This is a genomic window from Streptomyces sp. NPDC017246, from assembly GCF_044331325.1.
Taxonomy (GTDB): Bacteria; Actinomycetota; Actinomycetes; order Streptomycetales; family Streptomycetaceae; genus Streptomyces.
Genome location: NZ_JBIRMW010000017.1, coordinates 89,241 through 113,826, shown reverse-complemented (window position 1 = coordinate 113,826; position 24,586 = coordinate 89,241). Strand labels below are relative to the sequence as shown.

Below are 24,586 nucleotides of genomic sequence, written 5' to 3'. Positions count from 1 at the left end.
CGCCCGAGAGCGTCCCGGAGATCGCCTCGGGCCCGTCCCCGGGGGCCGCCCCCGAGGCCTGCCGGCCCGCGGGTCCCGCCCCGGGTCCTAGGACCGGCGGGGGTGGCCGACTGGTCCCCCGGCCCGATGCGGCACCCGCGGGGACCGGACTAGCGTGCGAGTGTGCTGCAGAAGACCCCCGCCTCGCCCCCCGTGTCCGATCTGGCCATCCCTCATGCTGAGGGGGTGAGCAACGACGAGTTCCGGGCGGCGATGTCCCGCCTCGCGGCCGGTGTGGTCCTGGTGACCGCGCACGACCCCGACGACGGCCCCCGCGGCGAGGACGTCGGCATGACGGCCACCGCCTTCATGTCGGTCTCCCTCGACCCGCCCCTGGTCCTGGTCAGCCTCCGCAACGGCTCCCGCATGGACGACCTGCTCACCGACGTGCCCGTCTGGGCGGTGTCGCTCCTCGCCGAGAACCAGCGGCACATCGCGGGACGCTTCGCCATGAAGAACCGCGTCAGCGACCGGCTCCTCTTCGCCGACCTGCCGTACGCCCGGGGCGAGGAGAGCGGCGCCCCGCTCATGGGCGGCGCGCTGGCGGCCCTGGAGTGCCGTACGGAGAGCCGGGTCGTCGCCGGTGACCACACGCTCGTCGTGGGCCGGGTCCTGACGGTCGGCGCGCTGTCCCCCGAGGGCGGCCCGCTGACGTACTACCAGGGGAAGTACCGGCACCTGTCCTGAGCGTGCCGCACGGGGCTCAGCCCCAGTCGCGGGACTGCCGTGTGCGCTTGGTCTCCGAGCGCTGCTTCTTCTCCCGCAGCCTGCGTTCGTTGATACCGCGCGGGATCTTCGTCGGCCGGCGGGGCTTCGGCGGCGGGGCCGTCGCCTCGGCGAGGAGTGCGGCCAGCCGGACCGCCGCCGTCTCGCGGTTGCGCCACTGGGAGCGGTGCTCCGAGGAGCGGACCGTCACCACACCGTTGACCAGGCGGGTGGCGAGCCGCTCCAGGGCGCGGGCCTTCCACACCTCGGGCAGCGCCTCGGTGGCCGCGAGGTCGAAGCGGAGCTCGACCTGTGAGTCGCTGGTGTTCACATGCTGTCCGCCCGGGCCCGACGAACGCGAGAAACGCCAGTGGAGCTCGGCCTCGGGAAGCGAGACGGAGCCGCGGATGGGATACGGACCGGCCATGCCCCCCATGTTCCCCGCAGGGGGCCATCGGAGTCATCCTGTTTTCGCCCGGAACCCAACGGGAACCGCTGGAGGTGCCTGCGCGTTTCTCCAGGCGACGACACCACGATGAAAGGGACTTTCCATGGCTGTGAGCCTGTCCAAGGGCGGCAACGTCTCTCTGACCAAGGAGGCCCCGGGCCTCACCGCTGTCACCGTGGGCCTCGGCTGGGACGTCCGTACGACCACCGGCACCGACTTCGACCTCGACGCCTCGGCGATCGGTGTGGACGCCGCCGGCAAGGTCGCGTCCGACGCGCACTTCGTCTTCTTCAACAACAAGTCGACGCCGGACCAGACCATCGTCCACACCGGCGACAACCGCACCGGCGAGGGCGGCGGCGACGACGAGCAGATCAACGTCAACCTCGCGGGCCTCCCGCCGACCGTCGACAAGATCGTCTTCCCGGTCTCCATCTACGACGCGGTCAGCCGCTCGCAGAACTTCGGCCAGGTGCGCAACGCGTACATCCGCATCGTGAACCAGGCCGGCGGCGCCGAGCTCGCCCGCTACGACCTCTCCGAGGACGCCGCCGTCGAGACCGCCATGGTCTTCGGCGAGCTGTACCGCAACGGCGCCGAGTGGAAGTTCCGCGCGGTCGGCCAGGGCTACGCCTCGGGCCTCGAGGGCATCGCCCGCGACTTCGGCGTCAACCTCTGACGTACGGCGTCGACCGCTGACGCCGGCATCGTCCTGCGGCGTCGGCGTCGACCGCCGACGTGTCCGCTCCTACGGAGCGCCGAGCCCCGGCCGGGATTCCCCGCCGGGGCTCTACCCTTTCCGCGTGATCGTCGAAACCCTCGCGCCCAAGGCCCTGGAGGACGGTGCGGCCCTCCCCGGCCCGCTGCTCACCGAACTCACCGCGCTGTACGCGTCCAACGAGGAGTTCCAGCAGCTCAGCGGCGACTTCCCGGACCCGTCCGACATCCGCCCCGAGCAGGTCGCGGCCGCCCTCGCCGACGAGCTCGCCGAACCCACCGCCGAGGTCCTCCTCGCCCGCTCCGAGGGCCGGCTCGTCGCCGTCGCCGTGACCCTCGGCCGGCACCCCGACCCGGCGGAACCCGAACCGTGGCTGGGGCTCCTCATGGTCCACGGCGACAAGCGCCGGGCCGGTCACGGACGCCGGCTCGCCTCGTACGTCGAGGACCGCTTCCGCGCCGAGGGCCGCACCGGTCTGCGGCTCGCCGTCCTGGAGAACAACCCGAAGGCACTGGCCTTCTGGACCTCCCTCGGATACGAGGAGACCGGCCGCCGCCCCGACCTCGCCCACGGCCGCCCGTGCGTCGTCCTGCGCAAAGGCCTCACCCCCTAGGGTCTGTCGTCACATTCCCGTCGTCGCCCGCAGGGCGGCCCTGCGGCGTCTGGTGCGTGCTCTCGGCGTGCCGGGGGGGAAGTGCTCGTACTGGACGTACTCGCACTTTCGCCCGGTGCGGCGAGAGTGCGTGCCAGGCGTCGCGGGGCAGACGGGAATGTGACGACAGACCCTAGGGCGCGCCCGGCTTCCCCTCGCCGAACAGCCAGACGTCCCACAGCTCGTCGAGATCCCGGCCGGCCACGGACTCCGCGTAGGCGGTGAAGTCGTCCGTGGAGGCGTTGGCGTGCCGGTACTTCGCGGGCCAGCCGCGCAGGATCTCGTCGAAGGTGCGGTCGCCGACCGTCTCGCGCAGCTTGTGCAGGACCATCGCGCCCCGCTGGTACACGGGCGGGTCGAAGAGGTTCTCCGCGGCGGGCGGGGCGGCCGGCGGGAAGGCCCAGTTGGCCTCCTGCGCGAAGGCCCGCTCGAAGTGCGTCCGCGCGGGGACGTGCTCGTACTCCTCCGTGTACAGCCACTCGGCGTAGGTCGCGAACCCCTCGTTCAGCCACAGGTCGCGCCAGGTCGCGGGGGACACCGAGTTCCCGAACCACTGGTGGGCCAGCTCGTGGACGAGGGTCGTCCGGTCGAAGGAGGCGGCGGGGAAGACGGGCCGGGTCTGGGTCTCCAGGGCGTACCCGAGGGACCCGTCCTCGGTGACGATCGCCCCGGCGGCGGAGAAGGGGTACGGGCCGAAGCGCCGGATCTGCCGGGTGAGGATCCCGGGGATCTCGCCCCGCAGCGCGGCAGTGCTCGCGACGACGGACCGGTCGGCGGCGGTGAGGACGGGGACCGGGGCGGGAGGCGCCGATCCCGTGCCGCCGGTCCTGCCGACGTGCTCGTCCGTCTTGTACCGGCCGATCGCGACCGTCGCCAGATAGCTGGCCATCGGCTCGGTCGCCCGCCACTCGGTGGTGACACGGCCGTCGGCCTCCGTCCGGCGGGCGGTCCTGACACCGTTGGAGACGCCTTCGAGCCCGGCCGGGACGGTGAGCGTGATCGTGTAGGCGGCCTTGTCGGAGGGGTGGTGGTTGCCGGGGAACCAGGTCGTCGAGCCCGCGGGTTCGCCGACCGCGACCGCCCCGTCGGCGGTCCGCAGCCAGCCCTCCCGCGAGCCGTCGGCGTCCGTGATCGACTCGGGCACGCCCGCGTACGTGACGGTGGTCCGGAACTCCGCGCCGTCCCGGATCTCCTCGCGCGGCCGGAGCGTCAGCTCGTTCCCCGCCCGGTTGACCGCGGCGGGGGCGCCGTCGACGGCCGCCCCGGCGACCGTGAGACCGGCGAGGTCGAGGTTGAAGGCGCTGAGGTCCTGGGTGGCGCGGGCGGTGATCTCGGCGGTGCCGTCGAGCCGCCCGGTCCCCGGGTCGTAGGCGAGGGTGAGGGCGTAGCGCCGGACGTCGTAGCCGCCGTTGCCGAGCTTCGGGAAGTACGGGTCGCGCAGCCCGGCGGCCCCGGGGGTCCCCCGGACTCCGCCGGTGGCCCCGGTGCAGCCGCCCGCGAGCAGCGTGAGGGCGGTGAGGGCGGCGGCCAGGCCGCCCGCGGCTGCTCCGGTCCGGTTGCGCGAGGTCACGTACCGATCCTAAGCAGGGCGGATGGGGAAAAGGCGACGGCGCCCGGCGGGGGATCCGGGCGCCGTCGCCGGCTGTGGGTGGCCGGAGGCCACGGCCGTGCTACTTGCCGAGGGAGGCGACGCCGGCCTGGGCGAACTTCTCGTCGAGGTCGCCGGAGGGGGCGCCGGCGACACCGATGCCCGCGATCGGGGCGCCCTTGGCGGTGACGGGGGCGCCGCCGGCGAGGAAGAGGGTGCCGGGGATGTCCTTCAGGTTCGGGGCGTTGGTGAGGCGCTTGGCCAGCTCCGAGGTCGGGGCGTTCCAGGAGACGGCGGTGTAGGCCTTCTTGACGGCCGACTCGTAGGACTGCGGGCCGGCGCCGTCGCCGCGCAGGGTGACGACGGTGTTGCCGTTGCGGTCGACGACGGCGACGGAGACGCGCTGGTTCTCCTTCTCGGCGGCGTCCAGGGCGGCCCGCGCTGCCTTGGTGGCGGCCTCGATCGTCAGATGCGTCGACTGCTGGAGGTTGTCGTTGCCGGCGTCGGCGCGGACGACGGCGGCGGGGGCCGCGGCCGGGGCGGAGGCGTTCGCGGAGACCGCGCCGAAGGTGCCGGCGGCGAGGACGGCGGCGGCGGTGGCACCGAAGAGGATCTTCTTCATGAGGAACTCCGTGAGGTGAGGGGAGGGACGGGGAGGGGGTGGTGAGGAGGTCGGCCGAGCGGCGGGGCGGTGTACGCCGCTCCGTGCGGTGCGGTGTGCCGCTCCGTGCGGTGCGGTGTGGGCCGCTCCTTCGCTCTGCCATCCATCCTGTGGCCGCCACCCGGGCCGTACGGTCCACGGTCCGGCTGCCCTCCTCACGCACACTGGAGGACGGCCGGGTCAGCCGATCGGCTGATGCCCTCGTGGTCCCTCCGGGCCAGGATGGACACATATGCCCAGGTCAGGAAGGTGAGAATGTGACACGGCCGCCGACGGAGACGGACCAGGACCCGGACGCCCCCCGGCTCGCACGGGTCATGCACATCGCCTTCTTCCTCCTCCTCGGCGCCTCGCTCGCCCGCTTCCTGCTGCGCCACCCCTGGGAGGACCGCAGCCCCTGGATCGTCGCCCTCTCCGGCGCCCTCGCCTCCCTCTATCTCCTCGGCCCCGTCGTCGGCACCCGCGCCGCGCCCCGCCGGATCGCCTGGCTGAGCACCGTCGTCGCCGTCTGGATCCTCCTCGTCGTCCTCGCGCCGAGCTTCGCCTGGTGCGCGGTGCCGCTCTTCTACACGGGACTGCGCACCCTCCCCGCGCGGGCCGCGCTCGGCCTGGTCACCCTGCTCACCGCGTTCGTGGTGTTCGCGCAGGTTCAGCTCGCGCACGGCGGCTGGGACCCGAACCTGATCGTCGCCCCGCCGGCCGTGGCCGCCATCGCCACCGGGGTCTTCGTGTACTCCGACCGGCAGGCGGCCCGCCAGCGGGCCCTCATCGACGACCTGATCCGCACCCGGCGCGAACTCGCCGCGATCGAGCGCCGCGAGGGCACGCTCGCCGAGCGCCAGCGTCTGTCGATGGAGATCCACGACACCCTGGCGCAGGGCCTGTCGAGCCAGCAGATGCTGCTCCAGGCGGCCGACCGCACCTGGGACAGCGATCCGGCGACCGCGCGCCGCCATGTCCGTACGGCCGAGTCCATCGCCGAACGCAACCTCGCCGAGGCCCGCCGTTTCGTGCACGACCTGGCGCCCGCCGACCTCGCCGAGGGCGGCGGCCTCGAAGAGGCGCTGCGCGGTCTCGCCGCCCGCGAGTCGGCGGCCTTCCGGGTCGACGGGGCCGCGGTCCCGCTCCCCGAACGGGTGCAGTCGGCACTCCTCCGGATCGCGCAGGGCGCCCTCGCCAACATCCGCGAGCACGCCGGCGCCGACGCCGCCGCCCTGACCCTCACCTACCTCGACGACCAGGTCGTCCTCGACATCGCCGACGACGGCCGGGGCTTCGACCCGGTGGAGAAGCCGGGCGGGGTACGCGGTCACGGGCTGCCCGCGATGCGCGTGCGGGCGCAGCAGCTGGGCGGCACCCTGACAGTCGAGTCCACCCCGGGCGAGGGCACGGTGCTCTCGGCCGCGATCCCGCTCTCCCTGGAGTCCTGATGTCCGTACGGATCCTCCTCTGCGACGACCATGCCGTCGTCCGCGCCGGACTGCTGGCCCTGCTCGGCAGCACCCCCGACATCGAGGTGGTCGGCGAGGCCGGCAGCGGTGAGGAGGCCGTCGCGATGGCGGCGAAGCTGCGGCCCGACGTCGTCCTGATGGACCTTCAGCTGGGCGCGGGCATCGACGGCGTGGAGGCGACCCGGCTGATCGCGCCCACGGGTGTCCATGTCCTCGTCCTCACCACGTACGACACGGACGCCGACATCACCCGGGCGATCGCGGCGGGCGCCACCGGCTATCTCCTGAAGGCCGAGCGGCCCGAGGAGCTCTTCGCCGCCATCCACGCGGCGGCCCAGGGCCGCACCGCCCTCTCCCCGCCGGTCGCGAGCCGGGTCATGGACCGGATGCGGGGCGCGGCGGGCCCGAGCCTCACGGACCGGGAGCGGGACATCCTCGGCCAGCTGGGGCACGGTCTCGGCAACCGGGAGATCGCGCGGGCCCTGTTCATCAGCGAGGCGACGGTGAAGACCCACCTCGGCCGCATCTACGCGAAGCTCGGCGTCGACACGCGCGCGGGCGCGGTCGCGGTGGCGAAGGAACGACGCCTGCTGCCGTAGAACCGCGCTTCGCGCGTACCCGGGGCCTCACCACTGCTACTGTGCGTTGCCGTTCGACAGCACGGTGTCATGCCTCAGGCCCGGTCAGTTCCAGTGGGAGCGCACGTGAAGCTCGCGATCGTCGGCGGCGGTCCCGCCGGCCTCTACCTCTCGATCCTGCTGAAGCGGCAGGACCCCGCCCATGAGATCACCGTGTACGAGCGGAATCCGGCGGGCTCCACGTACGGCTGGGGCGTGACGTACTGGGCCGGGCTGCTCGACAAGCTCCGCGCGGGCGACCCCGAGTCCGCGGCCGCCGTCTCCGACGCCTCCGTGACCTGGACCGACGGGGTCGCCATCGTCCGCGACGAGCGGACCGTCCACCGGGGCGACGCGGGCTTCGGCATCGGGCGGCGGCGGATGCTCGCCCTGCTCGCCGACCGGGCCGAGGAGCTGGGCGTACGGGTCGAGTTCGAGCACGACATCCCCGGCCCGGACGCGCCCGAACTGGCCGAGGCGGATCTGGTCGTCGCCGCCGACGGCGTCAACAGCGCGCTCCGCGAGGCCCACGCCGACCACTTCGGCGGCACGGTCACGAGCGGCCGCAACCAGTACGTCTGGCTCGGCACCACCAAGGTCTTCGACTCCTTCAGCTTCGCCTTCAAGGAGACCGAGCACGGCTGGATCTGGTGCTACGCCTACGGGTTCAGCGGCGAGCGCTCCACCTGTGTCGTCGAGTGCTCCCCGGAGACCTGGACGGGCCTCGGCCTGGACACGCTCGGCGAGGCCGACAGCCTCCACCTCCTGGAGAAGCTGTTCCACGACCTCCTCGACCGGCACGAGCTGATCGGCCGCGACCGGGCCGACGAGCCCGCCCAGTGGCTGACCTTCCGCACCCTCACCAACCGGGTCTGGCACCGCGGCAACCTGGTCCTCCTCGGCGACGCCGCGCACACCACGCACTACTCGATCGGCGCGGGCACGACCCTGGCCCTGGAGGACGCGCTCGCCCTCGCGGACGCGCTGCGCTCCGGCGGGGACCTCGACACCGCGCTCACCACGTACGGGAAGCGGCGCCGGGCCGAGCTCGTCTCCGCGCAGAGCGCGGCCCGCTACAGCGCCCAGTGGTACGAGAACCTGCCCCGCTACATGCGCCTGGAGCCGGCCAGGATGTTCGCGCTCCTGGGCCAGCGCCACTCGCCGCTGCTCCCGCACATCCCGCCGCAGCTCTACTACCGGATCGACCGGGCCGCCGAGCAGCTGGAGCCGCTGCGCCGCCTCAAGCGCTGGCTGGGCCCGCGCGTGGCCCGCGCGGTGCACGGCCGCCGCTGACCGTCCGCTCCTCGCCCGGGCCGGTCCTCACACGTCCCGGCGGTGGACCGCGACCAGGGCCACCGCCACCGCGGCGAGCGACCAGACCGCGTACACCGTCCACGCCCCGCCCGCCGTCCACGGGAACTCCACCGGCACCGGCGAGTCCCCCACCTCCGTCAGCCGCTTCCACGCGCCCTGCGGCAGGGCGTGCAGGACCGTCGCCGACCAGCGGCTGCGGCCGTCGACGAGCGCGGGCAGCAGGAGCAGGACGCCGGTGAGGGTGACGATCGTCGTCGCCGTGTGCCGCAGCAGCGCCCCGAGGCCGAAGCCGACGAGCGCGCACACGGGGGCGAGCAGCGCGGACGCGGTGACGGCGGTCGCCGCGCCCGGGTAGTCGATCGGCATGCCGACGTCCCGGCCGGACAGCACCGCCTGGGTGGCGGCGAAGGACACTCCGGCGACGAGCGCCCCGTACACGAGCATGACGCCCGCCAGGACGATCGTCTTCGCCGCGATCACGGCCCGCCGGTCGGGCACGGCGGCGAAGGTCGTACGGATCTGCCCGGTGCCGTACTCGCCGACGATCACGAGCGCCCCGACGGCACCGGTCGCGAGCGTGAACACCATGGCCCCGCCGAGCGTGAACGCGTCCCGCATCGCCCAGACGGGCACGAAGAGTTCGCGGATGCCCTCGGGGTAGCCCGGGTAGTTCCGGTAGTCGGCGAGGGTCGCGTTGAGGTTGACGCAGAGGACGGCGAGGGCGCCGACGCCGAACGCCCAGGGGGTGGAGCGCAGGGACCACAGCTTCATCCACTCGCCGGCCAGCAGATCACGGAAGCGGGCGTTCACCGGGCTCCTCCCCGCTGCCGGTACTCGACGCTGTCGGCGGTCAGTTCCATGAACGCCTCCTCCAGGGACGAGCCGCGCGAGGCCAGTCCGGCGAGCGGGGTGCCGTGCCGGAAGGCGATCACCCCGATCCGGTCCTCGCCAAGGCCGGTCACGCTCAACGTCGCTTGCCCCTCCTCCGCCGTTCGTACGGTCGCCCCCGCGGCGGCCAGTGCCGCGGCGAGGCCCGGCCCGGCCGCCGGGTCGGCGGTCCGCACGGTCACGGTCGCCCCGCGGCGGGTGCCGCGCGCGGCGAAGTCCGCCAGGCTCTCGGCGGCGATCAGCCGTCCGCGGCCGATGACGACGAGGTCGTCGGCGGTGTGCTCCATCTCGCTCATCAGATGGCTGGAGACGAACACCGTGCGCCCCTCGGCGGCGAGCCGCCGGAACAGCCCGCGCGCCCACAGCACCCCCTCCGGGTCCAGGCCGTTGACCGGCTCGTCGAAGAGCAGCACGGGCGGGTCGCCGAGCAGCGCGGCGGCGATCCCGAGCCGCTGCTTCATCCCGAGGGAGAAACCGCCGATCCGGCGGCGGGCCGCCTCGGCGAGACCCACCTCTTCGAGGACCTCCCCGGCCCTGCGTCGCGGGATGCCGTTGGTGCGGGCGAGCGCGGCGAGATGCCCCTCGGCGGTCCGGCCGCCGTGCACGTCGTGCGCGTCGAGCAGCGCCCCGACGTGACGCAGCCCCCGGGGCAGCTCCCGGAACCGCCGGCCGCCGACGGTCGCGCTCCCGGAGGTGGGCTCGTCGAGCCCCAGGATCAGCCGGAGGGTCGTGGACTTCCCGGCCCCGTTGGGCCCGAGGAACCCGGTCACCCGCCCGGGCCGCACGGTGAACCCGAGCCGGTCGACGGCCAGCCGGCCGGGGGCGGGGTGGTCGGCGGCGGGGTGGTCGGCGGCGGGGCCGCGGCCGGCGGCGGGGTGGTGGTGGTCGGCGGCGGCGGCGGGGTGGTGGTGGTCGGCGGCGGCGGGGTGGTGGTGGTCGGCGGCGGCGGGGTGGCGGTCGCCCGCCGTGCCGGACTTCCCGTCGGCGGGGCCGAGCGGCGTCGGTGGGCCGAGCGGGCCCCGCGGGCGGATCAGCCACTGCGGGCGGATCGACCGCAGCGGGCCGATCGGCCGGCGGCCGTAACGCTTGGTCAGTTCGTGGACTTCGATCACCCGGTCCACGCTGCCGGGACCGCACCCCCGCCGGCATCGGCCCGCCGGCGGCAAACGCGCGGCGACAGTGGCCCCCGGGCGTACGCCCGGAGGCCGATGCCCGGCCGCCCGCCCACACCTACGATCGGCCCATGCCCGCCACCGCCCCGCCCACCGGCACCTCCGCGCCCGCCCCCGCCCCCGGCGGGCGGGGCTCCGCGGTCCTGGCCTGGTGCGCGGCCGCCGCGCACCCGTTCGTCCTCTTCGCGGGGGTGCAGGCGGGACCGTACCGCTCCACCGGGCTGCGGCTCTTCCTCACCGCCGTCGGCGTGGGCCTCCTGCTGCCCCTCGTGCGGCGCAGGCCCGAGGTGGCGCTCGGGCTGCTCCTCGTCGGCCTGTTCGCCGGGGCCACGACCCGGCCGGAGGCCGAGCTGACGTACCTTCCGGTGCTCGCCGCCGACGTCTGCGTCGGATGGCTGGCGGCCCACCGTCCGCTCCGGGTGACGCTGCCCGCCGCCGCGGTCACGCTCACCGTGCAGATCGGCGCGGCGCTGTACGTGACCTCCGGCCACAACATCTTCGTCACCACGGTCGTGGCCCTGGCGCTCGCCCTGCTCACCGCCGGGCTGCTGGGTCACTCCACCCGTGAGCGGCGCACGCACGCGGCGGAGCTGCGTGCCCGGACGGCGGCCGAGGCCGTCACCGCCGAGCGGCTGCGGATCGCCCGCGAGCTGCACGACGTGATCGCGCACAGCATCGGCGTCATCGCCATCCAGGCGGGCGTCGGCCGCCGGGTCATCGAGACGCAGCCCGCCGAGGCCCGCAACGCGCTCGCCACCATCGAGACCACAAGCCGGGAGACCCTGGCCGGTCTGCGCCGCACCCTGGGCGCGCTGCGGGCCTCGGCGAAGGACACCCCCGGACAGGCCTCCGGGCAGGGCTCCGGACAGGGCTCCGGGCGCGCCGCCGGACACGGCCCGGGGCACGGGTCCGCTCCGCTCGGCCCGGCGCCCGGCCTCGCCGACCTGGACCGGCTCACCGCCTCGACGGCGGACGCGGGGGTACGGGTCGAGGTCCGGCACCTCGGGAACCCGGAGCGGTCGCTGCCGCCGGAGGTCGATCTGGCCGCGTACCGGATCGTCCAGGAGTCCCTGACCAATGTCGTACGCCACGCGGGCACGCCCACCTGCCGGGTGACCGTGGAACGCGGCGAGGACGCCCTGCTCGTCGAGATCACCGACGACGGCCCGGCCGGCCCTGGCACCGGGCCCGCCTCCCCCGGCGGAACGGGCTACGGCATGGTCGGCATGAGCGAACGGACGGCGCTCCTCGGCGGACGTTTCTCCGCCGGCCCGCGCCCCGGCGGCGGCTTCCACGTGACCGCCGTCCTGCCCCTCCCCCACCCGACTCCGCCGACGCCTCCACGCACGCGCACGCGCCCGTCTCTCCCGGCCCAGGAAGGAACCCCCACCCCGTGAGTGCCGCCCCCATCAAGGTCCTCCTCGTCGACGACCAGCCGCTGGTACGGGCGGGGCTGCGCGTCCTGATGGCGGACAGCCCCGACCTCGCCGTGGTCGGCGAGGCGGGCACGGGCGCCGAAGCGGTCCGGCTCGCCCGCGACCTGCGGCCGGAGGTGGTCGTGATGGACGTGCGGATGCCCGGCATGGACGGCATCGAGGCCACCCGGATCGTCACGGCGGGCCCCGGCGCACCCCGGGTCCTCGTCCTCACCACCTTCGACGACGACGAGTACGTGTACGGCGCGCTCCGCTCCGGCGCGAGCGGCTTCCTGGTCAAGGACATGGCCCTGGACGACATCCTCGCGGCGATCCGGGTGGTCGCCGCCGGGGACGCCCTGATCGCACCGGGCGTCACCCGCCGTCTGATCGAGGAGTTCGCCGCCCGCCCGGAGCCCGGCCGGGCCGGGTCCGGGCGTCCCGGGCCCGCGCCCCTCCCGCCGCCCGCCCTGGCCGGAGTCACCGCGCGGGAGCGCGAGGTGCTCGCCCTCGTCGGCCGCGGCCTGTCGAACGGCGAGATCGCGGAGCGGCTCCACATCAGCGCGGCCACCTCGAAGGCGCACGTGGCGCGCCTCTTCACCAAGCTGGACGCCCGCGACCGGGTGCAGCTGGTGATCCTCGCGTACGAGGCGGGCCTGGCGCCGTGACACCATCGGTCCCGTGCTCGACATCGGCTACTCCCTCTCGCGTCGCTTCCCCGACCCGCCGCAGACCGACTACCGCCGCGCGGACGTCCACGCGCTGCGCCACGACCTGTTCTGCGGGGACGTGTACCTCGCCGACACCAAGACGGACCGCGAGGTGTCCACAGCCTGGGGATGGGTGCCGGTGCTCGACTTCGCCTGGGCCCTGTGCGACATCGTCGAGCAGCTGGACCAGGACCCGCGCGGCAACCGCTCCGCCAAGTCGCAGTACGCCGAGCTCGACTTCACCGAGTCGTCGGACCGCATGCTCTTCGAGCGCCGCTTCGGCTGGGTGGACGTCGAGGCCGACTGGATGCCCGGCGACGAGCCGCCGGTCACCTTCAACCACTCCGCGCTGCGCCGCGAGTCCCGCGACTTCCTGCACGACCTGATCGCCGACCTCACGGACATGCACGAGGGCCTGGGCGACAACCCGGCCATCTGGTCCCTCCAGGCCCGCTTCCCCCGCCTGCCCTGACCCGCGGCCCGACCACCGCAGCACCGCGGTCCCCCGGCCGCGACCGCCCTCGGGCCACCCGCGCGTCCGCTCCCTCCCGCTCCCTCACTCCTCCACCCGCACCCCCAGCTGCGCCGCGAGCACCGGCGCCAGGTCGAGGAGCTGGGACATCGAGATCACGGCGCCCGCGAGGGACTCCACCCCGCGCGCGATCTCCAGACGCTGGGCCCCCCTCAGATCCACGTCCTTGAGCCGCGCCCCGCCGAAGTCCGCCCCCGTGAGGACGCAGTCCACGAACTCCACCCGTTCGAGCGAGGCGCCCCCGAAGTCGGGCTCGCTCAGCACGCACCCCTCGAAGACGACGTCCTTCAGCTTCGCCGCCCGAAGGTTCAGGTAGTCGCTCTTCCCGCCCCGGACGACGACTCTCTCCAGCACCGCCCCGTGCAGCTGCGCCCCGCCGAGCCGCGCGTCCACGACCTCCACGTCCCGCAGCTGCGCCCCGGCGAGAACCGTGCCCACCCCCCGAACGCCGGTGAGCACCGAATCGAGGAACCGCGCCCCCGTCAGCCGCGCCTCGTCGAGCCGGCAGTCCCGCAGCGCGCAGTCCAGGAACCGCGCGCCCTCCGCGGACCGGCCCGTCAGGTCGAGCCCGGTCAGCTCCAGGCCGTCGTAGTCCCCGTCCGGCTCCAGACCGCCCTCGTACACCTCCAGGGGAGGCAGTCGCACCTCCGGTCGCCGGGCCCCCGCCACCTTCTTCTTCCGAGTCGTCGCCATGACCCCATAGTGAGGTACGCCACTGACAACGCCCCCGATGTCACACGCGCACCCCCGTCCGCCGTCTCCCGTTCAGGACGGGACAAGCAGGTACGCGAGGGAGACGGACATGCGGAAGCTCACGATCATCGGCGGCGGCTTCGCCGGACTGACCGCGGCCATCACCGCCGCCGAGGCCGGCACCAGGGTGACCGTGCACGAGGCGCACCGGACGCTCGGCGGACGGGCCCGCACCGCCGAGGGCACGTACGGCACCAACGAAGGACCTCACGCGCTCTACGCCGGTGGCCCCCACTGGACCTGGCTCAAGCAGCGCGGCCTCCTCGGACCGCTCGCCCCGCTGCCGGCCGCCGAGGCCCTCCGGCTCCGTTTCCACCGCGCCGGCGTCCTGCGCCGCACCCCGCCGCTCGGGCTGCTGCGCCAGTCCCTCCGTACCGCCGAGAAGGCCCCCGCGGACCTCGACTTCCACACCTGGGCCACCGGGCTCGCGGGCGAGCGGGCCGCGCGCGAGGCCGCCGCGTACTCCGCGGTCGCCCTCTTCCACCACGACCCCGGCGCGCTCTCGGCCCGCTTCGTGCAGGAGCGGCTCCACCGGGCCGCCGCCCTGCCGCCCGAGGCGCACTCCATCCGCGGCGGCTGGGGCGAGCTGATCGGGCGGATGGCGGCGCGCGCGTGGGAGATGGGCGTACGGATCGAGACCTCGTCCCGGGTCGACAGCCTGCCGGTCGGTGAGGGTCCCGTGGTCGTCGCGACCGCGCTGCCCGCCGCCGCCCGGCTCCTCGGCGACCCGTCGCTGACCTGGGAGAGCGGCCGTACGGTCCTGTTCGACCTGGCGTTGCGCACCCGGAAGGGGGACCCGTTCGCGATCTCGGACCTGGACGCGCCGGGCTGGGTGGAACGGTTCACCGCCCAGGACCCGGCGCTCGCCCCGGCCGGTCAGCAGCTGGTCCAGGCCCAGCTGCCGATCGGGCCGGACGCGACCAGGACGGACGGCGTCGCCCACGCGGAACGGCTCCTCGACCTGGGCTTCCCCGGCTGGCGAGAGCGGACGGTGTGGCGGCGGGAGTCGGTGTCCCAGGGGCGTACGGGAGCGGTCGACCGGCCCGGTACGACCTGGCGCGACCGGCCGGCCGTCGACCGGGGCGACGGGGTGTATCTGGTGGGCGACCAGGTGGCCGCGCCGGGCGTGCTGTCGGAGGTGTCGTTCACGAGCGCGGTCGAGGCGGTGTCGCTGGCGCTGCGCGCGGAACTCCCCTCCCTCAGGAAGGGACTTGACCTCAAGCATGCTTGAGGTCGGAGGCTGCTCCCTGTCACCGCATCGCACCACGGCTCACGACGACAGGGGAAACCGCCATGCACGCCATCCGCCTCCACGCCTTCGGCCCCGCCGAGAACCTCACGTACGAGGAGACCTCCGACCCCGTACCGGGCCCCGGCCAGGTCCGCGTCAAGGTCGCGGCGGCCGGCGTGCACCTCCTCGACACCGCGCTCAGGCAGGGCATGACGGGCCCGTTCCCGGCCCCCGCCGAACTCCCCACCGTCCCCGGCCGCGAGGTCGCCGGCACCGTCGACGCCCTCGGCGAGGGCACCGACCCGGCCTGGCTCGGCAAGCGGGTCGTCGCCCACCTCGGCATGGCCCCCGGCGGCTACGCCGAGCTCGCCGTCACCGACGCCGCCCGCCTCCACGCCCTGCCCGACCACCTCGGCGAGGCGGAGGCCGTCGCCATGATCGGCACCGGCCGCACCACCCTGGGCATCCTGCGGTTCACCGCACTCGGCCCCGACTCGGTGGCGATCGTCCCGGCCGCGGCCGGCGGCATCGGCACCCTCCTCGTCCAGTACGCCAAGAACGCCGGCGCCACCGTCGTCGGCCTCGCCGGCGGACCCGCGAAGGTCGCCCTCGTCCAGGAGAACGGCGCAGACCTGGCCGTCGACTACAAGCAGCCCGACTGGCCGGAGAAGGTCCGCGCGTACCTGGGCGGGCGCGCCGCCACCGTCGTCTTCGACTCGGTCGGCGGAGACACCGGCAGGGCCGCCGTCGGCCTCCTCGGCAAGGGCGGACAGCACCTCGTGTTCGGCTGGTCGGGCGCCGGCCTCCACGACGGCGCGCCGCTCACCTTCACCCCGGAGGAACTCGCCGCGCGCGGCATCACCTCGGAGTCCGTCCTCGGCCCCGTCATGATCCAGAAGGCGGGCGGCGACATCCGCAACCTCGAACTCGCCGCCCTCGACGCGGCGACCACGGGCACCCTCCGCCCGGCGGTCCACCGCTTCCCGCTGGCGGACGCGGCGGGCGCCCACCGCGCCCTGGAGACCAGGGGCACGACGGGCAAGGTGGTCCTGATCCCTTAGAAGGGCCGTCCCGCGGCTCCCCCGGAGAGGTCGCCGCACGGAGTTCCTCAGGGGGCCGTCCCGCGGCTCCCCGGCGGGACCCTCAGGGGCTCAGACCCCCATCACGTCCCAGGAGTGCGCCTTGAACTCCTTCAGGAAGTCGGGGTGGTCCTCCCACATCCGGGCGATGGAGCGCAGCACGTCCCAGTTGTGCTCCAGCGCCTGGTCCACCACCTGCCGCAGCTCCGGCGCCGACTCCCGCTTCTCGACGAGCCCGTTGACGGCGGAGGCGGCCTGCACGGTGTAGCGCGTGGCGCGCAGGGCCCGGGAGGTGTCGTCCATGCCGAAACCGTGGTCGCTGCCGTTCGCCGGGTCGAAGAGGGGCGTCAACCGCGCCTCGACGAAGGCCGTGATCCGCTGAAACCGCTGCTCAATGTCCGTATCCATGGCACCTTCCTACACCCCGCGCCGACCGGGCCCGTCACCGCTACCGGTTCTCCCGCGGGACCACCCGTATGTCCCGGAGGCCCCTGCCGGCCTCCCCCTCCCGGACGAGCACCCGCAGAGGAAGCCCCGGCGCCAGGCGGTGCCCAGGCGGAGTCCAGCGCCGTGTCAGACGGCCCGGCCGGCCGCGCCCAGTTCGGCCAGCGCCCCGTCCGTCAGGCGGTAGACCGTCCACTCGTCCTGCGGGCGGGCGCCGAGGGACTCGTAGAACCGGATCGACGGCGTGTTCCAGTTCAGTACGGACCACTCCAGGCGCTCGTACCCGCGCTCGACGCAGATCCGGGCCAGTTCGCGCAGCAGCGCCTTGCCGTGGCCGCCGCCGCGCGCCTCCGGACGGACGTACAGGTCTTCCAGGTAGATGCCGTGGACTCCGCGCCAGGTCGAGAAGTTGAGGAACCAGATCGCGAAGCCGACGACCTCGCCGGCCTCGTTCTCCGCGATGTGCGCGAACGCGGCGGGGCGCTCGCCGAAGAGCGCCTCGTGGAGCTGCTCGGGGGTCGTACGGACTTCGTCGAGGGCCTTCTCGTACTCCGCGAGGTCGCGGACGAGGGAGTGGACGGCGGGGACGTCGGCAGGTGTGGCTGTACGGATCATGGGGCTAGCCTGCCCCGGGCGGACCGGTCCTGGCCAGGTGGTTTCGCACGGTCCGACGCCGACCCGCCCGTCCTGCCCCGGGGACTCACGCCCTCGCCGCCCGCAGGATCCGCGCGACCTCCACCTGCTCCGCGTCCAGCCCCTCCTCGCCGTCCTCCACGTCCCACAGGCCGTTCTGCAGCACGCGCCCCAGCGTCCACGCCACCGCCCGCTCCCGGTCCCCGACGACCTCGGCCGGCAGATCGAACCTCCACAGGACCTCGTCCGGGTCGAAGCGGTCCAGCAGCGCCGGCAGCAGGTCGAAGCCGGGGTCGCCCGCGAGCGGCTTCGGGTCGATCGCCAGCCAGGGTTCCCGCTCGGCCGCCAGGATGTTGCCCAGGTGCAGGTCCCAGTGGAGGAGCCGGTCGCCCGGTTCGCCCGCGACCTCCCGTACCGCCGCCGCGCAGTCCCGCAGTACGGCCGCGTCCTTCGCGTCGAGCCGTTCCGCGGCCCCCGGCGCCTCGGCGAGCATCCCGGCCGCGATGTCGCCGAGGCCGCGCAGTCCCCCGGGCGCCGGAACCGCGACCAGCCAGGCGAGCAGCCCGGCGACGACGCCGAGCGCCTCCCCGGTGCCGGCGACGGACGTCAGCGGCCGGGCCTCGTCGAGCCGTTCCAGGAGCATCGTTCCCGTGGCGGCGTCGTGGTCGAGGAGCCGCACCGCGCCGGCCCCGTCCCAGACGCGCAGGCCGAGCGGTTCGCCCTCGGTCTCGTCGTCCAGGAGCTGCATCTTCAGCGCGGCCCGCTACCGTCCGCGGTCCGCCGGACGGGCAGGACCAGGGAGGCCACCCCGTACATGGACGGCCCCGTGACCCGTAGCCCCCACCGGCCGAGGAAGTCCTCGGCCCGCTCCGGCAGCGCGGCAATGAACGCCCGCCCCGCCTCACCGTTGTACTTCGCCTGCGACGCGGCCAGTTCGTCCGGTACGTGAATCACTCCACGAGCCTAGACACCGGCGTCGCGCACCGCCTTCGAGAATGCGGCGGCGCCGTACAGGCCGCCCCGCCGGGCAGCGCGGCCCCGTCCACTCGCCGCCCCGACGACGACCTTCGTACCGTCCACGGCCGCAACGGAATCCGCACCTGACACACCCGTCGGGGACACCCTCGAACCCAGGCCCGGCCCCGTCGCGGAATCGCCGCCGAACGGCCCGTATCCACGGGACCAAGCCCCCGGGTAACCTCCGCCCACGCACCCGGAAGAGGGAAACACATGAGTACGGTCAACGGCGGCATCTCGTTCTGGTACGCGCAGGACGGCGCCCCCGATCCCCGCGAACCGCTCCCCGGCGACACCACCGCCGACGTCTGCATCGTCGGCGGCGGCTACACGGGCCTGTGGACCGCCTACTACCTCAAGAAGGCCGTCCCCTTCCTCAACATCACCGTCCTCGAAGCGAAGTTCTGCGGGTACGGAGCCTCCGGGCGCAACGGCGGCTGGCTCTACAACGGCATCGCGGGACGCGACCGCTACGCCAAGATCCACGGCCACGAGGCCGCCGTCCGCCTCCAGCAGGCCATGAACGCCACCGTGACCGAGGTCCTCGACGTCTGCCGGACCGAGAAGATCGAGGCCGACCAGCACCGCGGCGGCGTCCTGGAGGTCGCCCTCTCCCCCGCCCAGCTCGCCCGCCTCAAGGACTTCCACGCCGTCGAGACCGCCTTCGGCGAGACGGACCGGGAGATGTACGGGGCCCGCGAGACCTCCGACCGCATCCGTGTCACCGGCGCCGTCGGCTCCTCCTGGACCCCGCACGGCGCACGCCTCCACCCGGTGAAGCTCGTCAAGGGACTCGCGGCCGCCGTCGAGGCGCTCGGCGTCACCATCCACGAGTCGACCCCGGTCACCGAGATCAAGCCCAAGCACGCGGTCACCCCGTACGGCACCGTCCGCGCCCCGTACGTCCTGCGCTGCACCGAGGGCTTCACCGCCTCCCTCACCGGCCAGCGCCGCACCTGGCTTCCCATGAACTCCTCGATGATCGCCACCGAACCACTCACCGACGCGCAGTGGGAGTCGATCGGCTGGAACGGCCGCGAGACCCTCGGCGACATGGCGCACGCCTACATGTACGCCCAGCGCACCGCCGACGGCCGCATCGCCCTGGGCGGCCGGGGAGTCCCGTACCGCTTCGGCTCCAAGACCGACAACGACGGCCGCACCCAGCCACAGACGATCGAGGCGCTCCGCGAGATCCTGGTCCGCTTCTTCCCCCAGCTGGCGGGGGTACGGGTGGACCACGCCTGGTCCGGCGTCCTCGGCGTCCCGCGCGACTGGTGCGCCACCGTCACCCTGGACCGCTCGACGGGCCTGGGCTGGGCGGGCGGTTACGTGGGCTCGGGCGTCGCCACGGCGAACCTCGCGGCCCGCACCCTCCGCGACCTCATCCAGCAGGACTCGGGCCAGTCGGGCCCGACCGACCTCACGGCCCTCCCCTGGGTGAACCACAAGGTCCGCAAGTGGGAACCGGAGCCGCTGCGCTGGCTCGGCGTCCAGACGATGTACGCGGCCTTCCGGGGCGCGGACCGGCGCGAGGCGACGGGCCACACGGCGGCGACGGACAGGGTGGCGGTCCTGGCGAACCGCCTCAGCGGGCGCTGAGGGACGGGGCGGACCTCACCGGCCGCTGAAGGACGGGGGCGGACCTCACCGGCCGCTGAAGGACTGGGGCGGACCTCACCGGCCGCTGAAGGACTGGGCAGCCGCTGAGGGACGGGGCGGGAGAGGCGGCGGGCGTACGGGGCCCGCCCGCGCACCCGCCCCCTCCCCCGCACACACCCCGCCGCACCCGGCTCACTCCACCTGGATCCCGAAGTCCCCGACGAGCTCCTCAAGGCCGCCCCCGTACCCCTTCCCGCCCAGGACGAAGTCCCAGTCGCCGCCGGCCCGCCGCCGGAAGGACCCGAGGACGAGCGCGGTCTCGCCGGGCCGCCCGTCGGACACCACCAGCCGGTCGAGCTCACCGCCGGAGTCGTCGCGGAGCCGGATACCGGCATCGGTGAAGCCCCCGAGATCCGCGTCGGGGTTCACCTCCGGGTCGACGGCCGCGACGAGCACCAGGCGGTCGGCCCGGGCCGGCAGCGCGTCGAAGCCGACCCGTACGGCGGCCCGGTCGCCCGGCGGGGCGGCGACCATCGACACGGAACCGTCCGGCGTGGAGGGGTTGTTGAAGAAGACGAACCATTCGTCGCCGAGCACCCGGTTGCCCGCGCAGACCAGCGCGCACACATCGAGCGCGGCGCCCCCGGACCAGTCCATGCCGAGCAGATTGAAGCCGGCGTCGGCCTCGGCCGGAGCGGCGGCGACCTCTGCGGCGGCCGGGATCCCGGACCCCAACCGCCCCCGCAGGCCGTGCTGGTGGAGCAGATCGACGAGCTCGGTACCGGAGATCAGGGTCAGCGGCTTGCCGTTGGCGAAGGTGTACGAGCCGGGACCGAACTTGGAGGTGGTGACGAGGACCCCCTTGTTGGCCCCGGCACCCTGCACGGTCCCGAAGAGATCGCGCACGGCCGACGGAGGCACGGTGTTCCGGTACCGCTTCACCTGGACGAGGATCGACCCGCCGCTGATGGGATCGGGGTCGAGCGCCTCGACGTCCACGCCGCCATCGTTGGAGCGACGGGTGGTGAGGGCCTGGAGCCCGCGGGCACGGAACAACTCGGCGACGAGCCCCTCGAAGGCGATGGGGTCCATGGCGAGCAGATCGGGCTCCTCCCCGTCCCCCTGCACGACCACGTCCGAGCCCACCTGATCGGGGGTCGTCATCGGCGGGACGGCCACCCGCTCGTCGGGCTTGGCGGAAAGACGCCCGTCGAGGGCGCCGGTCAGACACTCCACGGCTCCGACGAACGCGAGGTTCAGCCGCTCGAAGGCCTCCCGGCCCACGACGACGGAGGCCACGCACACCCGCGAGGGAAGCCCGGTGGCGGGATCGACACCCCCCACGTACCCGTTGAGCGCGACCTGTTGCAGGGCACCGAACCGATCGGCCGCGAAGAGCTCCCGTACGGCGAGCAGCACGCTCTGCGCGAGGACGTCCCGGTAGAGCGCCCGCCGCTGTGTGACGGGCCGGGGGACCTCCTTCTCCTGATCGGTGCTCGGCAGGTACTTCACACCCTTGGCCTCGGGAACGACCTCGTACCCCGGCAGGTCCCAGTCGAGAACGAGCCCGCGCCCACCGTGCTCGTAGGCGGCGGACAGCTCCCGGGGAAAGCCCTCGGGCCACGCCGTGGAGGCGAAGAGCACGGCGGAGAAGAACTCCACCACCGTCGCGGCCTCACCGGCGCGCAAGGCCTCCTCGGTCCCCGCGAGCCCGGCGTTGTGCGCCCTGATCTCGGCGAGCCGGGCGGCGGCCCAGGCGTCGTACTCCCGCCGGTAGGCGGCAAGTCGCTCGACCCGCCGGGCCTCCGCGGCCTGCGCGGCGTACCAGTCCCGCTCGAACCGCGCCCGCGCGTCCCGCTCGGCCTGAGCCCGCCCGGAAGCGGTCCAGGAACCACCCTGAGGCTGATAGAACCGCTGATCGGGCATGGGTACGGGCTCCGCCAGCGGACCGGGAGCGAACGCCTCGACGTCCTCGGCCCGCCGCAGGGACGCGACGGAGAAGACGGGAGCCCGGCACCCGGCCGCCAGCAACCCTTCGAGCGCGGTCACGCGCGCGTCCAACTCCTGGGTCCGCCGCAGGGCGTCGGCGTCCCGCTGCTGCCGATAGGCGGCCCGCTGCTCCCGCCGCATCCGGGCGACGTCCCGCTCGTACGCCCGCTGTGCCCGCTCCGCATCCCGCTGCTGCCGCAACACCGCCTGGTGCTGCCCCTCCCGCTGGCGCTGCGCCACCCGCTGCTGCTCGGCCCAGACCCCGATCAGCCCACCGGAACGCCGACTCATCCGCGCACCCCTCCCCACCACACCCCACACCACCTGTACGCCCCCGTAACGCACAAGTGTCCCGGACCACCACGCCCCAGAACACAAGAACGCCGGACCTTCCTCGGCGTTCGCCCGCGAACGACGCGGGGATCCCTCCCGCTCGGCGCCCCCGGGCCGAGCCACGCCCCCGACAGACGACCCGTCACTCTCCGAACTCGCCCCACCACGTACCGCTAGGATCGCGGGCGTTGCCGCAACACCGCGACGAACCGAGACAGGGGCACTCCCATGGCCATCATCGTCACCTTCGACCTCCCCGGCGCCGGGCAGGAGATCTACGACGCGGTCATCGACCGCGTGACCGACGGGCGGGGTTTCACGCGGTTCGCGGACCTGCCGAACACAGGTCTCGTCTCCCACGCGGCGGGACCCGTCGACGGAGGATTCCGCGTGACCGAGGTCTGGGAGAGCGCGGAGGCCCTCGAACACCACGCGAAGACCTTCGGCCCGATCCTGGCCGACCTCGGCCACGCCGACCTGCGGCCCACGATCATCCCGGCGCACAACGTCGTGGTCCGGTAGGCCAGATCCAGCCCGCCCCCACCGGCGCCGGCGGCCGAAGGGTCAGACCTCCAGAGCGGCGAGGTCCCGACGGAGGACCGTACGGGCGCCCGGGTCGCGTCACCGTGAGCCTGCCTGGCGGTCTGGTACTCCTCGGAGCCAGAGTCATCCCAGACCTGGAGTACTAAGCGCAGATGCGCTTGAAGGCACTCGCGCCGGGCCGGGCACGGAACTTCACCTCATGCCCGGCGTCGTCGGTGAACACGGCCTCCGTCTCGGACGTCAAGGTCATCGTGCCGCGCTGGGTCGGGTTGTCCCACCCGTCGGGCGGGTTCCCCGCGCCACCGGAGAGCGGGGTCTCCGCTTCGAAATACGTCGAACCGACACGGGCCTCGTCGATGCCGCAATGCGTATAGAGCTCGAAGGGAATCGCCCGGACGGACGGCGTCGCCCTGACGGACGGATCGGCCCGGACAGCCTCGGTCCCGCCGCCGGCCTTGGCACAGCCCGTGAGCACCCCGGCAACCAGCACGAGGGCGCAGATCATCTGTCCAGCTCTCTCAGCCATGGCCCTTCGACGTCCCACTCAAGCCGCCGGTTCCACCCCTCACGGCCACAAGCCACCCGAAGAACGCCGCGCAACAACACCCACAGACTCGACTGCCCAACTGGCACAGCCCGGAGCATGCACCGCAGCTGCTCCCGAGTCCCCGTGGCCACCCCGCCACTTCTGGCACGGATGTGGCACGGCCGCCCGAGTCCCGGGCTGCGCCGGTGGCCTGCAAACGATGCCCAGCGTGCATGGAGCATCATGTCCGACATGCTGCTGACCCTCGGTTCCGACCGCCAGACGCGCGACTTCACGTGCGACTGCTGCGACGCCCCCATCAAGCGGGCATGGGACTTCATCCACGCCGACGGCTCTCCCCACGCCGTGTACTTCGCGAACTGCTACCACCACGCCGGCCAGGACGACGACGTGTGGATAGACGTGATCTTCGGTACGTGGGGTGCCGGACCGGACGAGTGGACAGATCACGTTGCTTTCGCGTGCCGTGTCGGGCCTGTGGCCGGCCAGACCTCTCCGGCCTCCACACTGGTGACCGCCGGCCTGGCCAACCCCGACGGACCGCTCTTCGGGCTCAAGCTCGACCGCGAAGCCGCCTTGAGGCACCCGCTGTTGAAGGAGTTCTGGCAGGTCGCGGACTTCGTCTTGGAGAACGATCATCTGGTGCGGGCCCACGTCTACGGCCACTAGAGGAACCGACGCCTCACCACCGCTCACCCCCAGCTCCCGTACAGAGCCCCCGTCATCCCGAGTCCGAGCGCCCCGCAGGGGGCATCTCCCTGACCCGAGGTTCCCCTCAGGCGCAGCATGCTTCGTCGCCTACCGACTCGAGCCGCCATGCGTCCGGACAGTGGCCGGGCTGGAGCGCGGTGCAAGATCAGGAACGCACCCGAAAAGCCGTGGCCACCGCTCTCCAGGGCACTTACCCTCACCGTCACCAAGGAACCCGGGGGAGGCGGCGTGGATGAGGCCGGAGACGTCACCGAGTACTTCACGCTGACCTGCGACGAACCGCCCTACGCCGTCGTACTCCTCGATTGCGGACCGCGCGAGACGGACGTGGTGCGGGCCCTGTGTGAGGTGACAGGGCTAAGCCTCTGGCACAGCAGAGTGTTGACGCGGCGGACCCCCGTCGCCGTCCTTGAGGGACGGCCCCAGGACATGGCCGACGAGGCGGTCGCAGTGCTTCGGGGCGCCGGCGCCCAGGCAGAGACTCGGCAGGAGCCGGAGCCTAAACGTTCCGCGGCCCCTGCGCCCTGGCGGCCCGCAGGCGGATCCACGGCATGAAGGAGCCCCCTCCCGGCGGAGAAACCCCGGGTCGGGAGCTCCTTCGCGCGTGAGGGAGTCCGCCACCTGCAACGGCAGATCGCTTCAGGCGCGGGACGTGGGAGTGAGGGCGAAGGGACGCCGCACGGTCCACGCCATTGAGGGCGGCGCGTGAATCCGTCGTGACACAGACAGTCGTACGAGGCGCCGCCTCGGCGAGCCGGCCCAGAGATGATCCGCCAGGCCAGGCCGGGCAGCGA

The 24,586-nt window shown here is 73.7% G+C and carries 25 protein-coding genes and 1 pseudogene; 15 read left to right on the top strand and 11 right to left on the bottom strand.

Annotated features, from left to right (window positions below):
* Nucleotides 1–162 precede the first annotated feature (162 nt).
* Entirely contained in the window at nucleotides 163–726 is a 564-nt protein-coding gene (locus tag ACH4MY_RS31645) for a flavin reductase family protein (RefSeq protein WP_398007307.1), read from the top strand.
* A 16-nt stretch (nucleotides 727–742) separates the two neighbouring features.
* Here the strand turns inward: ACH4MY_RS31645 and arfB are convergent, their stop codons facing one another.
* Complete coding sequence (gene arfB, locus ACH4MY_RS31640; protein WP_398007305.1) at nucleotides 743–1,180, bottom strand: alternative ribosome rescue aminoacyl-tRNA hydrolase ArfB; 438 nt, start codon at nucleotides 1,178–1,180, stop codon at nucleotides 743–745.
* A 115-nt stretch (nucleotides 1,181–1,295) separates the two neighbouring features.
* Between arfB and ACH4MY_RS31635 the strand changes: the two genes are divergently transcribed.
* Nucleotides 1,296–1,871, top strand: a complete 576-nt coding sequence (locus ACH4MY_RS31635) for a TerD family protein (protein WP_398007303.1) — start codon at nucleotides 1,296–1,298, stop codon at nucleotides 1,869–1,871.
* Between the two features lie 124 nt (nucleotides 1,872–1,995).
* Nucleotides 1,996–2,523: a GNAT family N-acetyltransferase gene (locus ACH4MY_RS31630; RefSeq protein ID WP_398007301.1), complete on the top strand. Its 528-nt coding sequence runs from the start codon at nucleotides 1,996–1,998 to the stop codon at nucleotides 2,521–2,523.
* 172 nt (nucleotides 2,524–2,695) lie between these two features.
* Here the strand turns inward: ACH4MY_RS31630 and ACH4MY_RS31625 are convergent, their stop codons facing one another.
* Together ACH4MY_RS31625 and ACH4MY_RS31620 are read right to left on the bottom strand one after the other, a co-directional pair.
* Nucleotides 2,696–4,132, bottom strand: a complete 1,437-nt coding sequence (locus tag ACH4MY_RS31625; RefSeq protein ID WP_398007299.1) for a M1 family metallopeptidase — start codon at nucleotides 4,130–4,132, stop codon at nucleotides 2,696–2,698.
* 100 nt (nucleotides 4,133–4,232) lie between these two features.
* Entirely contained in the window at nucleotides 4,233–4,772 is a 540-nt protein-coding gene (locus tag ACH4MY_RS31620) for a heme-binding protein (protein WP_398007297.1), read from the bottom strand.
* A gap of 356 nt (nucleotides 4,773–5,128) precedes the next feature.
* Here ACH4MY_RS31620 and ACH4MY_RS31615 point away from each other — a divergent pair, with 356 nt between their 5' ends.
* The 3 genes from ACH4MY_RS31615 to ACH4MY_RS31605 all read left to right on the top strand — a co-directional run bounded on the left by ACH4MY_RS31615 (nucleotide 5,129) and on the right by ACH4MY_RS31605 (nucleotide 8,172).
* Nucleotides 5,129–6,241, top strand: coding sequence for a sensor histidine kinase (locus ACH4MY_RS31615; RefSeq protein ID WP_398007435.1), 1,113 nt, complete (start codon nucleotides 5,129–5,131; stop codon nucleotides 6,239–6,241).
* A complete protein-coding gene (locus ACH4MY_RS31610; RefSeq protein ID WP_398007295.1) occupies nucleotides 6,241–6,861 on the top strand; it encodes a response regulator in 621 nt (206 codons plus the stop codon). The genes ACH4MY_RS31615 and ACH4MY_RS31610 overlap by 1 nt, the downstream gene beginning before the upstream one ends.
* Before the next feature lie 105 nt (nucleotides 6,862–6,966).
* Nucleotides 6,967–8,172 carry an FAD-dependent monooxygenase gene (locus tag ACH4MY_RS31605; protein WP_398007293.1) on the top strand — a complete coding sequence of 402 codons (1,206 nt, stop codon included), beginning with the start codon at nucleotides 6,967–6,969 and terminating at the stop codon, nucleotides 8,170–8,172.
* Between the two features lie 27 nt (nucleotides 8,173–8,199).
* Here ACH4MY_RS31605 and ACH4MY_RS31600 read toward each other — a convergent pair whose 3' ends face one another.
* On the bottom strand, nucleotides 8,200–9,003 hold the full coding sequence (locus ACH4MY_RS31600) for an ABC transporter permease (protein WP_398007291.1): 804 nt from the start codon (nucleotides 9,001–9,003) through the stop codon (nucleotides 8,200–8,202).
* Nucleotides 9,000–9,893 (bottom strand): ATP-binding cassette domain-containing protein, encoded by an 894-nt coding sequence (locus tag ACH4MY_RS31595; RefSeq protein WP_398007433.1) that lies wholly within the window; start codon nucleotides 9,891–9,893, stop codon nucleotides 9,000–9,002. The genes ACH4MY_RS31600 and ACH4MY_RS31595 overlap by 4 nt, the downstream gene beginning before the upstream one ends.
* Before the next feature lie 431 nt (nucleotides 9,894–10,324).
* On the opposite strand from ACH4MY_RS31595, the gene ACH4MY_RS31590 reads away from it, so the two are divergent.
* From ACH4MY_RS31590 to ACH4MY_RS31580, 3 genes are read left to right on the top strand one after another with little or no spacing between them, the layout of a single operon-like run.
* Nucleotides 10,325–11,650: a sensor histidine kinase gene (locus ACH4MY_RS31590; protein ID WP_398007289.1), complete on the top strand. Its 1,326-nt coding sequence runs from the start codon at nucleotides 10,325–10,327 to the stop codon at nucleotides 11,648–11,650.
* Nucleotides 11,647–12,336, top strand: a complete 690-nt coding sequence (locus ACH4MY_RS31585) for a response regulator (RefSeq protein WP_398007287.1) — start codon at nucleotides 11,647–11,649, stop codon at nucleotides 12,334–12,336. Before ACH4MY_RS31590 ends, ACH4MY_RS31585 begins: the two co-directional genes overlap by 4 nt.
* A 13-nt stretch (nucleotides 12,337–12,349) precedes the next feature.
* Nucleotides 12,350–12,850, top strand: coding sequence for a hypothetical protein (locus ACH4MY_RS31580; RefSeq protein WP_398007285.1), 501 nt, complete (start codon nucleotides 12,350–12,352; stop codon nucleotides 12,848–12,850).
* Nucleotides 12,851–12,934: 84 nt separating this feature from the next.
* Here ACH4MY_RS31580 and ACH4MY_RS31575 read toward each other — a convergent pair whose 3' ends face one another.
* Nucleotides 12,935–13,603, bottom strand: coding sequence for a pentapeptide repeat-containing protein (locus tag ACH4MY_RS31575; RefSeq protein ID WP_398007283.1), 669 nt, complete (start codon nucleotides 13,601–13,603; stop codon nucleotides 12,935–12,937).
* Nucleotides 13,604–13,712: 109 nt separating this feature from the next.
* Here ACH4MY_RS31575 and ACH4MY_RS31570 point away from each other — a divergent pair, with 109 nt between their 5' ends.
* Together ACH4MY_RS31570 and ACH4MY_RS31565 are read left to right on the top strand one after the other, a co-directional pair.
* Complete coding sequence (locus tag ACH4MY_RS31570) at nucleotides 13,713–14,894, top strand: NAD(P)-binding protein (RefSeq protein ID WP_398007281.1); 1,182 nt, start codon at nucleotides 13,713–13,715, stop codon at nucleotides 14,892–14,894.
* Nucleotides 14,895–14,956: 62 nt separating this feature from the next.
* The gene (locus ACH4MY_RS31565; RefSeq protein ID WP_398007279.1) at nucleotides 14,957–15,955 is read left to right on the top strand and encodes a zinc-binding dehydrogenase; all 999 of its coding nucleotides are present in this window, start codon (nucleotides 14,957–14,959) and stop codon (nucleotides 15,953–15,955) included.
* 90 nt (nucleotides 15,956–16,045) lie between these two features.
* On the opposite strand, the gene ACH4MY_RS31560 is transcribed toward ACH4MY_RS31565, so the two are convergent.
* The 3 genes and pseudogenes from ACH4MY_RS31560 to ACH4MY_RS31550 all read right to left on the bottom strand — a co-directional run bounded on the left by ACH4MY_RS31560 (nucleotide 16,046) and on the right by ACH4MY_RS31550 (nucleotide 18,004).
* Nucleotides 16,046–16,381: a hypothetical protein gene (locus ACH4MY_RS31560; protein WP_398007277.1), complete on the bottom strand. Its 336-nt coding sequence runs from the start codon at nucleotides 16,379–16,381 to the stop codon at nucleotides 16,046–16,048.
* 165 nt (nucleotides 16,382–16,546) lie between these two features.
* Complete coding sequence (locus tag ACH4MY_RS31555; protein ID WP_398007274.1) at nucleotides 16,547–17,032, bottom strand: GNAT family N-acetyltransferase; 486 nt, start codon at nucleotides 17,030–17,032, stop codon at nucleotides 16,547–16,549.
* A gap of 85 nt (nucleotides 17,033–17,117) precedes the next feature.
* Nucleotides 17,118–18,004, bottom strand: a pseudogene (locus ACH4MY_RS31550) (aminoglycoside phosphotransferase family protein).
* A 276-nt stretch (nucleotides 18,005–18,280) separates the two neighbouring features.
* Here ACH4MY_RS31550 and ACH4MY_RS31545 point away from each other — a divergent pair.
* A complete protein-coding gene (locus ACH4MY_RS31545; RefSeq protein WP_398007272.1) occupies nucleotides 18,281–19,669 on the top strand; it encodes an NAD(P)/FAD-dependent oxidoreductase in 1,389 nt (462 codons plus the stop codon).
* Between the two features lie 192 nt (nucleotides 19,670–19,861).
* On the opposite strand, the gene ACH4MY_RS31540 is transcribed toward ACH4MY_RS31545, so the two are convergent.
* On the bottom strand, nucleotides 19,862–21,949 hold the full coding sequence (locus ACH4MY_RS31540; RefSeq protein ID WP_398007270.1) for a restriction endonuclease: 2,088 nt from the start codon (nucleotides 21,947–21,949) through the stop codon (nucleotides 19,862–19,864).
* Between the two features lie 270 nt (nucleotides 21,950–22,219).
* Between ACH4MY_RS31540 and ACH4MY_RS31535 the strand changes: the two genes are divergently transcribed.
* Nucleotides 22,220–22,513: a hypothetical protein gene (locus tag ACH4MY_RS31535; RefSeq protein WP_398007268.1), complete on the top strand. Its 294-nt coding sequence runs from the start codon at nucleotides 22,220–22,222 to the stop codon at nucleotides 22,511–22,513.
* 163 nt (nucleotides 22,514–22,676) lie between these two features.
* Here the strand turns inward: ACH4MY_RS31535 and ACH4MY_RS31530 are convergent, their stop codons facing one another.
* Complete coding sequence (locus tag ACH4MY_RS31530) at nucleotides 22,677–23,039, bottom strand: hypothetical protein (RefSeq protein WP_398007266.1); 363 nt, start codon at nucleotides 23,037–23,039, stop codon at nucleotides 22,677–22,679.
* 273 nt (nucleotides 23,040–23,312) lie between these two features.
* Here ACH4MY_RS31530 and ACH4MY_RS31525 point away from each other — a divergent pair, with 273 nt between their 5' ends.
* Nucleotides 23,313–23,750, top strand: a complete 438-nt coding sequence (locus tag ACH4MY_RS31525; protein WP_398007264.1) for a hypothetical protein — start codon at nucleotides 23,313–23,315, stop codon at nucleotides 23,748–23,750.
* A gap of 117 nt (nucleotides 23,751–23,867) precedes the next feature.
* Nucleotides 23,868–24,347 carry a ribosomal protein L7/L12 gene (locus tag ACH4MY_RS31520; protein ID WP_398007262.1) on the top strand — a complete coding sequence of 160 codons (480 nt, stop codon included), beginning with the start codon at nucleotides 23,868–23,870 and terminating at the stop codon, nucleotides 24,345–24,347.
* The last annotated feature ends 239 nt before the right edge of the window (nucleotides 24,348–24,586 follow it).

What these genes read in the sequence shown, in the direction of transcription:
- arfB (WP_398007305.1), bottom strand. Translation starts at nt 1,180, where the DNA reads ATGGGGGGCATGGCCGGTCCGTATCCCATCCGCGGCTCCGTCTCGCTT.
- ACH4MY_RS31635 (WP_398007303.1), top strand. Translation starts at nt 1,296, where the DNA reads ATGGCTGTGAGCCTGTCCAAGGGCGGCAACGTCTCTCTGACCAAGGAG.
- ACH4MY_RS31620 (WP_398007297.1), bottom strand. Translation starts at nt 4,772, where the DNA reads ATGAAGAAGATCCTCTTCGGTGCCACCGCCGCCGCCGTCCTCGCCGCC.
- ACH4MY_RS31615 (WP_398007435.1), top strand. Translation starts at nt 5,129, where the DNA reads ATGCACATCGCCTTCTTCCTCCTCCTCGGCGCCTCGCTCGCCCGCTTC.
- ACH4MY_RS31610 (WP_398007295.1), top strand. Translation starts at nt 6,241, where the DNA reads ATGTCCGTACGGATCCTCCTCTGCGACGACCATGCCGTCGTCCGCGCC.
- ACH4MY_RS31590 (WP_398007289.1), top strand. Translation starts at nt 10,325, where the DNA reads ATGCCCGCCACCGCCCCGCCCACCGGCACCTCCGCGCCCGCCCCCGCC.
- ACH4MY_RS31575 (WP_398007283.1), bottom strand. Translation starts at nt 13,603, where the DNA reads ATGGCGACGACTCGGAAGAAGAAGGTGGCGGGGGCCCGGCGACCGGAG.
- ACH4MY_RS31570 (WP_398007281.1), top strand. Translation starts at nt 13,713, where the DNA reads ATGCGGAAGCTCACGATCATCGGCGGCGGCTTCGCCGGACTGACCGCG.
- ACH4MY_RS31565 (WP_398007279.1), top strand. Translation starts at nt 14,957, where the DNA reads ATGCACGCCATCCGCCTCCACGCCTTCGGCCCCGCCGAGAACCTCACG.
- ACH4MY_RS31560 (WP_398007277.1), bottom strand. Translation starts at nt 16,381, where the DNA reads ATGGATACGGACATTGAGCAGCGGTTTCAGCGGATCACGGCCTTCGTC.
- ACH4MY_RS31555 (WP_398007274.1), bottom strand. Translation starts at nt 17,032, where the DNA reads ATGATCCGTACAGCCACACCTGCCGACGTCCCCGCCGTCCACTCCCTC.
- ACH4MY_RS31545 (WP_398007272.1), top strand. Translation starts at nt 18,281, where the DNA reads ATGAGTACGGTCAACGGCGGCATCTCGTTCTGGTACGCGCAGGACGGC.
- ACH4MY_RS31540 (WP_398007270.1), bottom strand. Translation starts at nt 21,949, where the DNA reads ATGAGTCGGCGTTCCGGTGGGCTGATCGGGGTCTGGGCCGAGCAGCAG.
- ACH4MY_RS31535 (WP_398007268.1), top strand. Translation starts at nt 22,220, where the DNA reads ATGGCCATCATCGTCACCTTCGACCTCCCCGGCGCCGGGCAGGAGATC.
- ACH4MY_RS31530 (WP_398007266.1), bottom strand. Translation starts at nt 23,039, where the DNA reads ATGATCTGCGCCCTCGTGCTGGTTGCCGGGGTGCTCACGGGCTGTGCC.
- ACH4MY_RS31525 (WP_398007264.1), top strand. Translation starts at nt 23,313, where the DNA reads ATGCTGCTGACCCTCGGTTCCGACCGCCAGACGCGCGACTTCACGTGC.
- ACH4MY_RS31520 (WP_398007262.1), top strand. Translation starts at nt 23,868, where the DNA reads ATGCTTCGTCGCCTACCGACTCGAGCCGCCATGCGTCCGGACAGTGGC.